The organism is Legionella genomosp. 1 (genome assembly GCF_900640215.1).
In the GTDB taxonomy this organism is placed as follows: domain Bacteria; phylum Pseudomonadota; class Gammaproteobacteria; order Legionellales; family Legionellaceae; genus Legionella_C; species Legionella_C quinlivanii_A.
Map to the genome: position 1 here is coordinate 45,405 of NZ_CAAAJH010000012.1, position 14,897 is coordinate 60,301.

Consider the following 14,897-nt stretch of genomic DNA (forward strand, 5'->3'; position numbering starts at 1 on the left):
GGTTACATTTACCAGACTTATCAACCCCTTACGTTTTTTTACGCCAGAAATTTCCCGTCGCACATGGTTATCAGATTGGAGTCTTTGCCGCTCCAACTGATCATGTGCATTATCCTGCAATAACACTTTACTTCTTCCGGTGAACTGAACCATATTGAGTTGGGACACGTCTCGCAAGCCGTTTTGACCTTTGGTTGGTGGGCCTTGTCTAATGCTGAAAGCGTCGGACTTTGTTGTGGGAGGAATGTCTCTATGGCTTTTCTTTCTCCAAGGGTTGTTCCAGCAACATCAGCGCCTCTTGAAGTTCTTCTTCCATCATTAAATCCGTATCGTTTTGATTGTTCATGGTGTTTCCCCTGTTCTAAACTCATTTTTTGGTGCTGAGCCTCCATCTCTGGGTCAGCAAAGGTTATTGAGATATTGTTCTGCACTGTTATTTGAAGAATGATCTTTTTAAAAAGTGGCGAGCCGTTGATATGGATACAGTTACCATATTGCTGTTTTGCCATTTCAATGGCTTTTTTCAGTATGGCAATAGAGCCCCCTTTAGAAACTTTAATTTCATTCCCGCTATTTCTGATGACTGCCTTATCCAATCTATAAATCTCTGTTCCTTCTTTGGTAATGGAGTCAATTCGCTCGATAATCGTTAAAGAAATGTCGGGCGATATTCCAGATAAGGCATAATTACTTTGTTTTTTTCGGTTTCGATAACGCAAAGCTGTTATTGCTTCTGTGTCGCCTTGCTGAGCTTTTTGTTGTAACCAATCAGCCCAGGTTTTGTTCTGATGCAAATCAATCAGCTGCTTTTGTTATCCCCCTACAAATTTACCGCGATAACAGTAATTTTTAGGTATTTATAATAAATAAATATGGGAAAATCAAAAAATCAATCAAATTTACCGCCATAACAGTAATTTATGGTAAATTAATGCAAAGAAATGCAATAATAAATTTATATTTATCATTTTTACTGCTATAACAGTAATATATAATTAATTTCTGGTGTTCCATGCCCACACACGAAATTGCCAATTTAGTCCATTACTACCGCAAACACAGCGGCTTATCGCAACAGGAATTAGCTCGGTTAGCTGGGGTCGGTAAGACGGTTATCTATGATATTGAAAAAGGGAAAGAATCTGTGCGGCTAAATACATTGCTAAAAGTATTAGATGTTTTAAATATCCAAATTAAATTTGAAACGCCTTTTCCTCAAACAATGGATAATAATTCATGAGAAAAGCATACGTATCAGTGAATGGCATTAAAGCTGGAATATTAGAGGAGTTAGAAGGTAAAAAATATCAATTTACTTACCTAAATGATTATCAGGGGGCACCTGTTTCTCTCACCATGCCGTTAAAAAATAAGGTCTATGATTTTGACGTGTTTCCCCCTTTTTTTGAAGGATTACTTCCTGAAGGCATTATGCTTGAAGCACTATTACGCAAATATAAAATCGATAAAAATGATTATTTTGGCCAATTGATACTAGTGGGCCAAGATGTCGTAGGTGCAGTGACTATTGAGGAACTAAGATGAAACGCTGCCCTATTACTTATGACGTAATTAGTGACCAAGAAAACTATTCGCAACGTGGATTGCATTTGCTTTCCCCTCAATTAAAAAACCTTAGCCCATTAGATTTAAGTGCTGATGAGCAGCGACAGGAAGCAATTGCTCGTGTAGGAAAGATGTCTATTCAAGGCGTCCAAAAGAAACTAAGTGCCAAACTAAAGATTAAAGAGGAATGTTTTGAAATCGTTGATCAAAAAGGCCAGTACATTTTAAAACCACAAAGTGATATTTACCCAGAATTGCCGGAAAATGAAGCCATTACTATGACCCTTGCAAAGGCCATTGGCCTCGAAGTTCCGGTTCATGGTTTGGTTTATTCTAAAGACAACAGTTTAACCTACTTCATTAAACGCTTTGATAGAATAGGCAATAATAAAAAGTTAGCTTTAGAAGATTTTGCACAGCTATCAGGTGAAGATCGACATACAAAATATAAAAGCTCTATGGAAAAAGTAATTGCAGTCATACAGCAGTTTTGTACATTCCCAAAAATTGAATTCGTAAAATTATTTAAGCTGACGTTGTTTAACTTCCTGATCGGCAATGAAGACATGCATCTAAAAAATTTTTCCCTGATTACTAAGGATAGAAAAATTTCCATATCACCAGCCTACGATTTACTTAACTCAACCATCGCTCAAAAAAATACTAAAGAAGAACTGGCTTTACCTTTAAAAGGGAAAAAAAATAATTTAACAAAGAGTGATTTTCTTAAATATTTTGCCATTGAAAAATTAGGATTAAACCAGAACGTCATCGATGGGATCGTACAGGAGTTCCATCAGGTAATACCAAAATGGCAAGAGCTGATTGGTTTCAGTTTTTTATCTCAACCGATGCAGGAAAAATATCTCGAATTGCTAGAGCAACGGTGCAAGCGATTAAATTTTTTTGATTAACTAATATCTTGATTTTTGTAAACCGTTTACTGCATCATGGCATATTTGTCTATGAGGTGCATACCATGACCAATCCTGTTAATCACCCTGGGTATTATTTATCACCTCATAAAAAATATGCCCTTTGTGGCTTGAAGATAGAAAATAAGGCTCGGTAACAAATTCCTTAGGCTCTGATTCCGGTCGCAAAGGATTTTTTGATAAAAGCAAACGATTTCATTATTCCAGTTTTGCTCTACATCCATTTCCGCATCATATTGGATAATCTCAATTTCATTTAATAACCTGTTGAGATCAACCGAATTAATATAATCTTTAAGAAGAATAATCCCATCTTGCTTATAACAGCTGACTGTCTCGTTTAAATCGGATTAATGATCAAAAGCTTTTAATACACCTGAATTGACAATAGCATTCATTTTTCACCCCAGAGATTAAATGATTTCGGACGGGCTAATGACTTTTATATCCAAATCAGGGTGTTTTTTTCGCTGTATGGTGTAACTCAGGGGCGTAATTGCAATTTCTGTAGATGCAGCAGCTTCTGCACTGATAAGATGGCCGCCAAAGACAGATGCTATGTAGAAATAGAAACCATTTCAGATGGTATTCATTATGGAACTTCAGAATGTCATGAGGATTCTTCATCACCTGTGAGTCAAAGATATCATGAAGATCCTGCAGTGTTTATAAACGGTTATAATTTATTATTAGAAAAAGCAATTAATCTTTCTATAAATCCTTACATTGGACCTGGAGGCATGATATCACGTCATGCCGAATGGTTGAAAATTATATATAGAGGACACACTTATTTATGCATTGTCGAAGCTTTATCAGATTCGGGTGCCGGTGCAGCTCGTGTACAATATTATATCACTGAAAATGTGATGCCTTTTGATGTTCCAACAGCCTATTATTATCTGTTTGAAACTGACGTAATGCCCTTAACAATGAGCTGGCCTGAACAACAAAAAATAATGAAGGAATTTCCTTTTTTCAAATTTTCAGAGGTGGAAACTTAAGCTAGCTAACATAAACAAGTAGTCTTGCCGCAGGCAAGCGTATCACCAGGTTTTATCCGCCTTCACATTTTGCAATGTATTATAAGTTGCTGTGAAACTTCCCTCATCCTAAGGCTTACCCATATGAGTATTGAATAAATCGAAAAAATTCATGTGCTTTCCATTTTGGACGAATTATATTACATACCCTCGTAAATTAAGCGCAATTTTTTCAATTGACAAATAAAACTATTTTTTATAACTTACAAAATAACGCTTTTCCTAAGCGAGCCCCCTTCCAGTGCAAAACTCTCAGTGAGTAGGAAATTCGATTTTTATATTTAGAAAAATAAATATTAGGAAGGGAGTGTTTATTTTTCGCTAATATGAGGATCGAAATAATGTCTTTGCCTAAAAGTATTCCTTCAATAAAGTCTCTGAAATTATCTGCAAAACAAATAGCCTCAGCTAAGAGCATTCCGCTAAGCCAATCTCTTGATCTTATTGCCAATGATTATGGATTTACTCATTGGACATTACTGCAGAAATATTTTAAATCAGTACGCATGAATAGTCTTGAGTCTATTTGGCAATCATTTCTTCCTGGAGAAATGTTATTGTTATCTGCTGCACAAGGGGCAGGAAAATTATCTTTTGCTCTTAACCTTGCTTTGTGTGCATCTCAATTAAAATTCCCGGTTAAATATTACTCTTTACATGTTAATGCATCCTTCATTTTTGAGCGTTTAAATAAAATTTCATTTTTCAATGTTGAGTGTGATTTGCAACAAGAGCAATACATAGAGATAGTGGAAAACTGTTTTGATCAAAAAACTATAATTGAAAAAATTAAAAAAGATAAGCCTGGTTCTTTATTAATTGTTGATTATTTACAAGCTATTATGTCCCATAAAGAAATGGATCCATATAATGATTTTGTGCGTGAGTTAAAATTAATTGCACAACAACATGCATTGAGGGTATTAATACTCAGCCAAGTCAATAAAGAATTTAATTTTGAATCTTTGGAGTTTATTGCAGGAGGACGTTCAATCAGCAAGCATTTCACGCACGTGATTCATATGGAGCCTCAGCAACAAGAAAATAAAGACGACCGCGAAATTGTTTTAGTTAAATCAATACATTACCAGAAGCAAAAATCCTTTTTACAGTTTGATAAAGATAATTATCGTTTTCTTTAATCCTTTAACCTGCGTGAGATTTACGCGTCTTGAGTACAACACTGTTATACTCATCTTTTGAACCCCGGAGAGGAACTGATGGGGATTTGAATAACAAATAGTGGCACACAATGGAAACAACGCGCCTCGTCCGAAACGCAACCAAAATTTTGGTTGGCATTTAATGATGGCAAGGCGCAGAAATGATTGGTTCTGGTGTAGACCCAGACAGCTCGTATTCAATTATTGGCAAAATCCCCTATGTAACGTAATATACAAAAAAATAGAACTCGCATTTATGAAACAGCATTATCAGGTGTAATGATGGACAAAACAAAGAATCCTGAAGGTATCAATGGATGGCTGATATTAGTGGCTATAGGAATGGTTCTGGCTCCGATAAGGATTGTCTTTACCCTCTTGACTACCTATCCCCAAATATTTTCATCAGGTACATGGGAAGCGCTGACCACTAAAGGAAGTGAGGGATATAACCCACTTTGGGGACCTATTATAATCGGAGAATTATCAATCAATATTATTTTGCTCATGCTCTTGCTTTATCTTGCATACCTGTTCTTTTCCAAGAGCAGAAACTTTCCAAAATGGTTTATTGGAATCGCTATTTTTAGCATAGTATTTATTGTTGCAGACGCGTTTGCAGTAAAGATGGTTGCACCAGACGAACCTGTATTTGACTCTGATACAATCAGGGAGTTTGCGCATTCGGTAATTGTGGCTGTTATATGGGTACCCTACATGCTTGTCTCAAAAAGAGTTAAAGCAACATTTATAAAATAAAACTGTCTAATAACCACATACGCTCGCTCAGAATTCTTATCTGTTAATTTCATAGATTGGAAATTCTGATATTTAAGGAAAAATATGTTTGCTGTACTGTCTCATCGATTAAGTTCACTGCCCCGACTTTCAAAAACCTGCTATTTGCTTCTTCTTTTTTCGTTCCTGGAATGTGCGGCAGGAGGAATTGCTTACTACTTATCATTATATTTAGGAACGTCTACACCATTAACAAAAATGCAAATTGGTCAAGTTGGATCAGTGGTTGGATTTGGAGCATTATCAGGCGCGCTATGCTCCACATACTTAGCAGACAGAATGAGTTGTAAAAATATTATTATCATCAGTTTTCTCGTTCTGGGGCTAAGTTTTTTCTGCCTGCCTCAAAGTACTGATTTTCTAGCAATATCTGGCTGTGCATTCATTATCGGGATTGCAACAAGTATTTTTCTCACCACGAATAATAGCCTTTTATTGCAACACGCTCCGCAAGATCAAAACAGCCTTCGCTTTGTACAAAGTATGAAAGTGGTAAGTGAAAACCTTGGTAGCAGCTGCTCTATACTATTGATTATGTTTTTTGCAGCCCAATATTATGGACAAATTTTTGAAATAATTGGTCTGTTTTTCCTTCTTTTTGCTCTGAATGCAATGAAGTATCTGCATATAGAGAAATACTCTCTTGCGAACTCGCTTCACGAAGAAAAAGAAACAAATCAGCAGCACGGCAACAATAAACGGCTTTATATTACCGTTAGCGCAGTGTTTGTAGCAGGAATTATCTACGCTCAGCAACGTATTGCTTACCCGCTTTTTCTAAATGAAAGGTTTTCAAATTTTACTATCACTGCAACCCTTTTCTGGCTGGATCCTATTATTGTTTCCTTATTTCAAGTCAAAATAACAAAAATAGCATCCCCCTTAAAAATCAATCATCAATTGGCAATTGGCGGATTTTTATTAGGTGCAGGCTTATTTGCATTGCTGATAGTAAACAATATTGCAGCAGCAATGCTGGCCTGCTTAACGTTTATCCTGGGAGAAATGTTATTCATGCCCACATCTTTTGTGGAATGCTATGAGTCTGCAGGAAAAAAAAGAAAAGGGATGGCGGCCGGTGCCTGGAGAAGCGCATATACCTCAGGCCTGATTGTTGGACCCGTCGTATCAGGTCTCTTAATGGAATATTATAGCTATAATGCATGTTGGATTTTAGCTGGTATACTTGGTTTTTTCTTATTTATTTTATTTATTTGCCAAGAAAAAGATCCAGGGTGATAAAATGTTCTGCCGAATTAAATGTCTGATGAGTTAAAAATGATTTTACTTGCCCGACCTTGCGCTCAGGATGAAACTGTATTTATTTCTACAATGAAAAATAGCCGGGATTTTCATTTCCCTTTTGTGACTGCGCCCTGTACCCCTGAAGAATTTCAAACTTATTTAAAGAAGAACAAACAAGAAACGGAACAATACTACATTGCCTGGAATGATGACCAAAAAATAATAGGCGTTTTTAATGTCAGTGGCATTATGCATGGCTTATTTAAAAGTGCTTATTTAGGGTATTACGCCAACGCAGAGTATGCTGGAAAAGGATTGATGAGTCAGGCATTAAAATTAGTACTTAGTGAAATATTCACAACATTAAATCTTCATCGAATTGAAGCGAATATCCAGCCTACAAATACGGCATCGATACAACTGGCAATAAAAAACGGTTTCATCAAAGAAGGATTTTCCCCACGTTATTTGAAAATTAATGGCATCTGGCAAGATCATTTTCGTTTTGCACTCACCTATGAAGATTGGTTGGCAAATCCGCAGTCGGCAGCAATTAACTCTTTTGTCTTAGGGTGTTGAGCCAATAATAGCAAGACACTTTCTAACCAGGTTCAAAACTTTGAATTCTTGATTTTTAATTGGCGAAGCGACTAAAAGACGCCCATGCCATCAACATTTGGGCAAGCGAAGGAACGTTAGGTGTCCTTTGCAGCGATACACATTGAAAAATGTCTGGGCAGCGCTCATTTTTCCTTAGATATAAGGGCTGCCACATTCTATACACACGGTTATCCACAGATTTTGTGGATAACTGGCAAGAGTATTTTCCCCACAGAATGCCTGACAGGCCTTTATGGTCAAGAGGTTATGAAGTAAGCGAGACGTTTGGAGAAGGTGATGAGGGCAGGATACGGAAAACTTATCCACAAAGCCAGGAAAACAGGTATATTTTGGGGAAGTGCATTGTATCTCCTTTTTTTTAGAAGAACCAGTCTTGACATTTTGACACTGTCTTCTTTAAATGCATTTACGATGTTATGCCATTGAAAAGTATTAATAAATTAATTTAAACACCATACCACTCCTCTCATTTGTTAGAAGAGAACGAAATTTCTTTATCAAAACTCTATATATCGGTATAAGATATATTTTTCTAATCGACTATTGTTGCACTATGACACCAACCAGCGAAGCGCCAGCGCACCCCGGAGAAGTTTTATTGAAGGATTTTTTGGAGCCGCTTAATTTGTCTCAAAAGCAATTTGCTGAACATTTAGGCTGGACCTATGCCCGTCTTAATGAAATCGTTAATATGCGTCGAGGAGTCACTGCTGATTCCGCTCTATCATTTGCAGAATCCTTAGGCACAGAGCCAGAGTTTTGGCTCAATCTTCAACAAAAATGGGATCTCTGGCGAGCCAGACAAAACCATACGACGGTTAGTCCTTTGCCGCAGATTGAACGTTAACCCTATCGATTCATCGGGAAGGCCATTGTCCACTCCATTAGATTTAAATCGAATATCGGTATATGATACAATCCTGTTAAGGATACACTTCTACCAATAAATTAGTGTCCCAGAATCAATTCATCAATTGTTTTATTTTAAAGCACTGTTGATGCACCCTGCTATCTTAAGGAATATCATGTTTTCGGCATTCACACGACCTAATCGAAATGAGAAAGATTTTTTTGGTGATGCTATTATTTATCGCACCAGACTCGATTTAGAAAACAAGCTAAACATTAAGTTACTCACACTATTCAAGCGGATTACCCGAGTATATTCAGAGAAATACTGATTCAGGCAGAATAATATCCTGCCTGGGTTCCAGTCTGATGTAAAAAACACCTAGGTTCAGTGCACAAATTTTTCAACAACATGCATTTATTCATATTTGGGATATTTAAGTCCAAATCAATTTGGAACAGAGCGATTCTTTAATGAAATTTGATTAACCGTGATGTAACATTTTGTTTGGCCACGTCAAAGCCTTAAGGCTCAATTTAAGCTAGCCATAATGCATAAACTTATCGGGGCCTCAAGTGTAACTGTGTGATTTCATGCACCTGTTTGCAAAAAGTCTCTTTTATAAAAAATATACTTAATATGGTTCCACTGAAAATCAATGCTATAAGTAATAAAAAGCTATTTTGATAATGGCTTAGCATTGATATACATAACGGTTTTTTCTCTAACACCCAGCCCAGTAATGGCGCACTAAATGCTGTATAAAACATGATGACTGAGTTGTTAAACGCTAATCCGATGGTAAGGTAGCTGGCTCGACAGTACTCGCTCATTACAGCAAAGCCAATACTTTGCCCACTGGCACCGAATCCAAAGATAAAAAAGCAGGCTAATAAGAGCCACTGATGTGATGAAGAATATATAATTACTAATAAACTCAATAAAACGCATAGGATACTAAATACCATGATTGGTTTTCGGAGTTGGTATTTGTCGGATAGATATCCTAAAAATGGGCATCCTAAAGCATAGCCCAACCAGGCAACAGATATTAAATAAGCCGAAAATCGTATTGACAATCCTTTGGTAACCAAAAAAGTAATTCCTTCATTTTCGGAAAAATACTCCAGTGAGAAATAAACCAGAGCCGAATAAAAACCTATATACCATACTTGTTTTTGTTTTAATAATTGACGTATGTTGAAATAAAATGATTCGACTCTTGATAAAATAATAAATGAATCATGTGGTTGCCTGTTAGATTCTACAAAATAAAAGATCAAGGCGGTCAACCCTCCCCCCAAACATGAAAGCGAGAAAAATAAGCTGCGCCAGCCTTGTAAGTTTGAGGCCAAAATAGAGCTCAAAGGACCGGCTGCGAACAGAGGCCCCATAGTACCAATAAATTGAGACAGACCAATAAACAACGCAATATTCTTTTTGGGTAACCACTCATAAACAGAGAGTAAAAGGCATACAAATCCAAAAGAGGAACCTAATCCCATTAAAAACCTAAAAAAAAGTGCTGAAACGTAGGTTTGAGAAATAGCGAATCCTAAAGTTGCAATAGAGCAAATAATAGCGGCCAAAAGCAGAGTTTTCTTTAGCCCGTAGCGAACGGCTATAACTCCTACTGGTAATTGCATAATTCCATAAATTACCTGATAAGCGGTTGTGCTCAAGATTGCAAATTGTATAGCAGACAGATTAAGCTCATTCATAAGTGGTACTTGAAATATTCCTAATACCGTCCGCAAAAAAAATTCGTAAAGAAAAAATAATGCGCAAATAAACCATATGATAAGGCCACGAACAGTCATCTCTTATCCCTTGTTAATGGTAAGTAATTCAATACTTATTTTTCATTATATTGTTCCCCCCAGGCTTCAATGACAGTTTCAGCTCTGTTGTTGTCCAGGAACGAGGCGATTTTAAAAATGGATTGACCTTCGTAAATTAATGGATGGCGGTTAATGCCAACCACAATTCCATCAGAAGGGGATTTTATAGTCTCAGCGCTTCCAGCCCCAAAAGGATCGTTAATGAAGCCAATTACTTGTTTTTTTTGAATTAATTGCCCTAACTCTACCTTAGAGGTTAAAACTCCGCTTTTGTGGGAGTAAATCCAGTCTTGATCTTCTGAAAAGATAGATTTAAACGAATCAGATAACAACTTAGGTGCAGTATGCAGCATATCTAGGGCATGTAATATTCTGTATATTCCGTTAAGCCCCACATTAATGGCTGATTCATTAAAACGCAAAGCTTCCCCTGCCTGATAAATAAGTAAAGGAATATTCAGTTTTTCTGTAGTCTTGCGTAAGGAGTTTGATTTTACGGGCGTATTGGTGATGACAGGCGCTGCGAAATGCCGGGCTAAAGTCTTACATTGAGTATCCGTAATATTACAATATATTTGAGGCAAAATGTCGTGATTTATTGCACCGCTTTGTAATTCAATGCAATAGTCAGCTTTTGTTAGTATTTCTTTAGTGAAAATATGAGCTATTCGTTCCCCATATGTCCCATCAGCCTTACCAGGAAAGCAGCGTTCAAGATGAATCTCATAAGATAAGGTTTTTAAGTGACTGACTAAGGACAATACATTAAGTACAGGGATAGCAATTAAAGTACCTTTTAAATGTTGAAGCCTCCCAGGCTCAAGTAAACGATTGATGATTTCCAAGCCATTCAGTTCGTCACCTTTTAACGCAGAAAAAACGAGAACACAGGGCCCTGCCTGTTTTCCGCGCACTACTTTGATAGGCATGAAAAAAGAGGTACATGAATAAAGTTCTGGAAGGGGTAAAGCTAGATTTGCTATTTCACCAGGATGTATTGTTGCGTCACAGATCGTTAAATTTGAATTTTTCATAACAGTAAAATAAAAGGGGCTACCTCATAAAGTTAAAGTGCTGTTGAAAATATTCTAACAAATTGAGAGGGATGGTGCAAAAAGTGGTAATTTGACACTATTGCATAATATGTTTAGCTTTGCTTTTTGTATTGATAAACGAGAGCTGGAGGTGTTTTGTGTTGATTACGTTAAAAAAATATGTGGATAATTAAAAAACATAAGGTATTAACTTTAATTTCTATAATGGCTAGACTCGTTTTAACATGTTAAGGTAAGTCTAGCTAAAAGCTTAGGAATGATTATATGCCAGAAAATAGAATAAGTACTAAGATAACGCCTCATCTTTATCTATTATTAGCTACAGTTATCGCTATCTTACTTATCTGGCATACGATTGACATATTTCTTCTAGCTTTTGCCGGGATTTTAGTAGCAATTATCATTAGATCGTTAAGCCAACTTGTTAGCAAGTATAGTAAATTCCCCCCCTACATAACAGTGACAGTGATACTTATTGCCATAATTTCGCTATTTACTGGTGTTGGCCTAATAGTGGCTCCATCTGTCAGTAAACAGATATCACAACTCTATACGGATATACCCGAAGCTTGGAATAAATTTAATAACGACTTTTTTCAGTATCTTAATATCAGTACAAACACAACTACTTCGCAAGCGCTAGATCTGCCAAAAACACTAGCTAAAGTCAAAATGTTCCATCAAAAGTAGGCACTATCTTTACCAGCACATTTGGTTTTATCGCCAATATTTTTGTTATTTTGTTTTTTGGTATTGCTTTAGCCTACCAACCCGAGATCTACACGAATGGGTTAGTCAATTTATTTTCTAAGAAAAGGCAAAGGAAAGTAAAAGAGATTTTAAATGATACAACTGAGACGTTACAATATTGGCTAGCTGGCAAAGCTTTCTCAATGTTGATTATCGGCTTATTAACTTGGGCAGGACTCTGGCTTTTAGATATTCCGCTTGCCTTTACACTTGCGCTTTTCGCTGCGCTTCTTTCTTTTATTCCTAATATTGGTCCTATTTTCTCCGCTATTCCGGCGATATTACTTGCCTTACTCAAGAGCCCAATGTTTGCGCTTTACGTTGCTCTTTTGTATGTGGTCATTCAAACTATCGAGAGCTATTTAATTACGCCACTTATTCAACAGAAATCAATTTCACTGCCAGCAGCTTTAATTGTCTTTACGCAGCTTATTATGTCCATATTAGTTGGTATTTTAGGCTTAACGCTAGCTACTCCGCTACTTGCTGTAATCAGTGTGGTCGTAAAACATACTTATTTGAGTGAAGATTAACTATTGAGATTAGTTTTTTTAGCTTTAAAATTAACAAAGTTAATGTAGGATTAGGCCAATCTCTTTACGTGTTAAAATCATAAGAAACATTATTGAAACAGCTTTACCACAATGCATTCAGCTTACATGAAAATAACAAAAGGAATGAATGTAGTGGGCGCAAGATTATTAACATTCCAGAAAGTATTAACATGTCTAATGTTATCGTAAAGTCGGTGAGGAATTAAATCAACAAACTGGACAGTACTACAGACGATATCACAAATAACGTTTAATAGTTGAAAACTACATACAATACTCTTTTTAAGCAGTCGCTTTTCTTGAATTGCTATTGTTAGCGAGTAAGTTATGCTCTTGATCTACTACTTTATGTTGGCGAACTTGTTTTTCCATTTCTTCCGTTTCACTACGAAGCTCACCTTCAGCATGGGTTGCAATAGTTTCTGATTCTTCTATTTTTGGCTCATTTTTACGCTTAGATATGGCACTATCCCCAGGCAGAACTTTAATAGCCCTATCCTTATGAATATTTAAATTCATTCCTGGTTCTGGCATTGAAATATTCGCCTCTTGAAAAGCACGTTTTATTAAGCGAATCGCTGACGATTTAACTTTTTCCCAGCTATATTTCTTGCCATTTACCCAAAAATAGACACGAATATTAATTACACCAGCTACAAAACTATCCACTAATATCGATGGCGTAGGTTCCTTTAAAACGGCTGGATGTCTGCTTAGGGTTTGCAATGCAATTTCTTGTGCTTGCGAAATGCTTTCATGACAGCTAATTCCAATTAGAAAGCTTTCACGCCGTTTAGGAATTTTAGTAAAATTCGTAATATTACTTTGATAGACTGTAGAGTTAGGAATTTGTACCTGGTGTCCGTCTTCTGTAATTAATAGTGTTGCGCGAATTGTCAATCCTTGTACATAACCCGTAATTCCTGCGACTTCAATCAGGTCATTATTACTAAATGGTTTTTGTATACTCAGTAGAATGCTTGCCAAAAGGTTCTCAGTGATGTTTTTAAATGCAATACCTAATACAATACCAATCACACCTGTACCACCAATTAAAGTAAGTGCAATGGTTGTTAGGCCGAAAAGTTGTAAAATTAAATAAAACCCTAGTATAAGGCATACAAACGCGATAGCACGAGCAGCAACATCGGCCAAGAGGGGATGCATGCCTCGAAAACGCAAGGTTTTACGAATAATTTTTGCTATAAAATGCGCTACAGCCCAAGCAATAGCCATGATCAATAAGGCAAAAATGAAGAATGGCAGGGCTCGCAAAAGCTGGCGCCATTGTTCTTGTAGACCCGAGCTAATTTGCTGCAGAATATTCCATATTGATGGGTCAACAATGTCCATTCGATTAACAACCGCCACTACATCCTGTGTCTTTCGAGCCAGATTCTCAGCCCACTTTCGATGGTCAGCAGTTGTAGCACCACCTTCCAAAAAAACAACGCCGTCATTTACACTAACTTTTGGCGCAACATACCAAGTGGTTGCTTTAAGTATCCCTTCAAGCCTTTTTTTAATTTCATTATCCCGTGCCAGGGGCTTTACATCTACCTTGTTAATATCTTCTGCTGGTTTGGCTGTTATATCTTGCCCCGGATTAGGTGACACATTCTCTTTACCAAAAGCTAATGCAGAAAAAAGAAAAGTTGATATTAAAATGTAAATTAACTTATAAATTATCTTTTGCTTTTTCAACGTTATTCCTTTAACTTAAATGAAAAAAATCATGAGATATAAATAGCGCAGTAAATATTAGGATAGTACCTAATGTCAATTATATCTAGCTTGAATATCATGTGTGGAATATCACAACGACTAAAAGGATTTATATGTGGTTCGCTAATTGGAGTGTTTTCTACAAAACTATTTTCGCAGCACTCATTAACTTTACTGCATTAGTTTTTCTTGTTCGATTAGCTGGTAAACGAGTTTTATCTAAATTAAATATTTATGATTTTATCATAACAGTGTCACTGGGATCAGCATTAGCGTCATCAATTCTGTCAAATACCGTAAGCATCACACAAGGAACTCTAGCTCTTTTTTGCTTAGTGTCTCTTCAAAGCTTAATCTCCTATATAACTACGCGCTTCAAAAAAATACGTAGCTGGGCTAAATCTGATCCTACACTACTCTTCTTTAATGGCAATTTTATTGCGGAAGCAATGCAAAAAGTAAGAATTAGTGAGGAAGATATTTTAGGCGAAATAAGGATATTTGGCATAAGTGATTTAGAAGAGGTTAAGGCGGTAGTTTTAGAAACAAATGGTAAGTTAAGTGTTTTACCCATAAAACCGAACCAATCACTTACTGCACTTTATAAAGCTAAAATTAATTACCTAGAGCGATTTAGACAATAACGCTCAGTTAGGGGTAAAGAGTCTTAATCGAAATGAGAAAAAATTTTTTTTGGTGATGCTATTATTTTTCGCACCAGAGATCGCTGGGTGAAATACTCGTCATTTGC

Annotated in this window: 16 protein-coding genes; 12 read left to right on the top strand and 4 right to left on the bottom strand. The window is 36.5% G+C overall.

The window, feature by feature from the left end; translation table 11 throughout:
* Nucleotides 1–38: 38 nt before the first annotated feature.
* The gene (locus E1O89_RS11440; protein WP_262337506.1) at nt 39–794 is read right to left on the bottom strand and encodes an LPD7 domain-containing protein; all 756 of its coding nucleotides are present in this window, start codon (nt 792–794) and stop codon (nt 39–41) included.
* 218 nt (nt 795–1,012) lie between these two features.
* On the opposite strand from E1O89_RS11440, the gene E1O89_RS11445 reads away from it, so the two are divergent.
* From E1O89_RS11445 to E1O89_RS11495, 9 genes are all read left to right on the top strand, one after another.
* Nucleotides 1,013–1,240 carry a helix-turn-helix transcriptional regulator gene (locus E1O89_RS11445; protein WP_133140277.1) on the top strand — a complete coding sequence of 76 codons (228 nt, stop codon included), beginning with the start codon at nt 1,013–1,015 and terminating at the stop codon, nt 1,238–1,240.
* Nucleotides 1,237–1,545: a HipA N-terminal domain-containing protein gene (locus E1O89_RS11450; protein WP_133140278.1), complete on the top strand. Its 309-nt coding sequence runs from the start codon at nt 1,237–1,239 to the stop codon at nt 1,543–1,545. Before E1O89_RS11445 ends, E1O89_RS11450 begins: the two co-directional genes overlap by 4 nt.
* On the top strand, nt 1,542–2,480 hold the full coding sequence (locus tag E1O89_RS11455; RefSeq protein WP_133140279.1) for a lpg2370 family Dot/Icm T4SS effector: 939 nt from the start codon (nt 1,542–1,544) through the stop codon (nt 2,478–2,480). Before E1O89_RS11450 ends, E1O89_RS11455 begins: the two co-directional genes overlap by 4 nt.
* A 557-nt stretch (nt 2,481–3,037) precedes the next feature.
* Nucleotides 3,038–3,505, top strand: coding sequence for a hypothetical protein (locus E1O89_RS11470; RefSeq protein ID WP_133140280.1), 468 nt, complete (start codon nt 3,038–3,040; stop codon nt 3,503–3,505).
* 380 nt (nt 3,506–3,885) lie between these two features.
* The gene (locus E1O89_RS11475) at nt 3,886–4,686 is read left to right on the top strand and encodes a hypothetical protein (protein WP_133140281.1); all 801 of its coding nucleotides are present in this window, start codon (nt 3,886–3,888) and stop codon (nt 4,684–4,686) included.
* A 303-nt stretch (nt 4,687–4,989) separates the two neighbouring features.
* A complete protein-coding gene (locus tag E1O89_RS11480; RefSeq protein ID WP_222845436.1) occupies nt 4,990–5,466 on the top strand; it encodes a DUF2569 domain-containing protein in 477 nt (158 codons plus the stop codon).
* Nucleotides 5,467–5,550: 84 nt separating this feature from the next.
* The gene (locus tag E1O89_RS11485; protein WP_133140283.1) at nt 5,551–6,744 is read left to right on the top strand and encodes an MFS transporter; all 1,194 of its coding nucleotides are present in this window, start codon (nt 5,551–5,553) and stop codon (nt 6,742–6,744) included.
* A 21-nt stretch (nt 6,745–6,765) separates the two neighbouring features.
* Complete coding sequence (locus tag E1O89_RS11490; protein ID WP_262337507.1) at nt 6,766–7,329, top strand: GNAT family N-acetyltransferase; 564 nt, start codon at nt 6,766–6,768, stop codon at nt 7,327–7,329.
* 595 nt (nt 7,330–7,924) lie between these two features.
* The gene (locus tag E1O89_RS11495) at nt 7,925–8,218 is read left to right on the top strand and encodes a HigA family addiction module antitoxin (RefSeq protein WP_133140284.1); all 294 of its coding nucleotides are present in this window, start codon (nt 7,925–7,927) and stop codon (nt 8,216–8,218) included.
* A gap of 563 nt (nt 8,219–8,781) precedes the next feature.
* Here E1O89_RS11495 and E1O89_RS11505 read toward each other — a convergent pair.
* Both E1O89_RS11505 and E1O89_RS11510 read right to left on the bottom strand, forming a co-directional pair.
* A complete protein-coding gene (locus E1O89_RS11505; protein ID WP_133140285.1) occupies nt 8,782–10,041 on the bottom strand; it encodes an MFS transporter in 1,260 nt (419 codons plus the stop codon).
* Between the two features lie 35 nt (nt 10,042–10,076).
* Nucleotides 10,077–11,096, bottom strand: coding sequence for a succinylglutamate desuccinylase/aspartoacylase family protein (locus E1O89_RS11510; RefSeq protein ID WP_133140286.1), 1,020 nt, complete (start codon nt 11,094–11,096; stop codon nt 10,077–10,079).
* A gap of 285 nt (nt 11,097–11,381) precedes the next feature.
* Between E1O89_RS11510 and E1O89_RS11515 the strand changes: the two genes are divergently transcribed.
* Together E1O89_RS11515 and E1O89_RS11520 are read left to right on the top strand one after the other, a co-directional pair.
* Complete coding sequence (locus E1O89_RS11515; RefSeq protein WP_133140287.1) at nt 11,382–11,807, top strand: AI-2E family transporter; 426 nt, start codon at nt 11,382–11,384, stop codon at nt 11,805–11,807.
* A gap of 38 nt (nt 11,808–11,845) precedes the next feature.
* Nucleotides 11,846–12,400, top strand: a complete 555-nt coding sequence (locus E1O89_RS11520; protein ID WP_316043241.1) for an AI-2E family transporter — start codon at nt 11,846–11,848, stop codon at nt 12,398–12,400.
* Nucleotides 12,401–12,703: 303 nt separating this feature from the next.
* Here the strand turns inward: E1O89_RS11520 and E1O89_RS11525 are convergent, their stop codons facing one another.
* A complete protein-coding gene (locus E1O89_RS11525) occupies nt 12,704–14,125 on the bottom strand; it encodes a mechanosensitive ion channel domain-containing protein (protein ID WP_133140289.1) in 1,422 nt (473 codons plus the stop codon).
* Nucleotides 14,126–14,259: 134 nt separating this feature from the next.
* Here E1O89_RS11525 and E1O89_RS11530 point away from each other — a divergent pair, with 134 nt between their 5' ends.
* A complete protein-coding gene (locus E1O89_RS11530) occupies nt 14,260–14,790 on the top strand; it encodes a DUF421 domain-containing protein (RefSeq protein ID WP_133140290.1) in 531 nt (176 codons plus the stop codon).
* Nucleotides 14,791–14,897 lie beyond the last annotated feature (107 nt).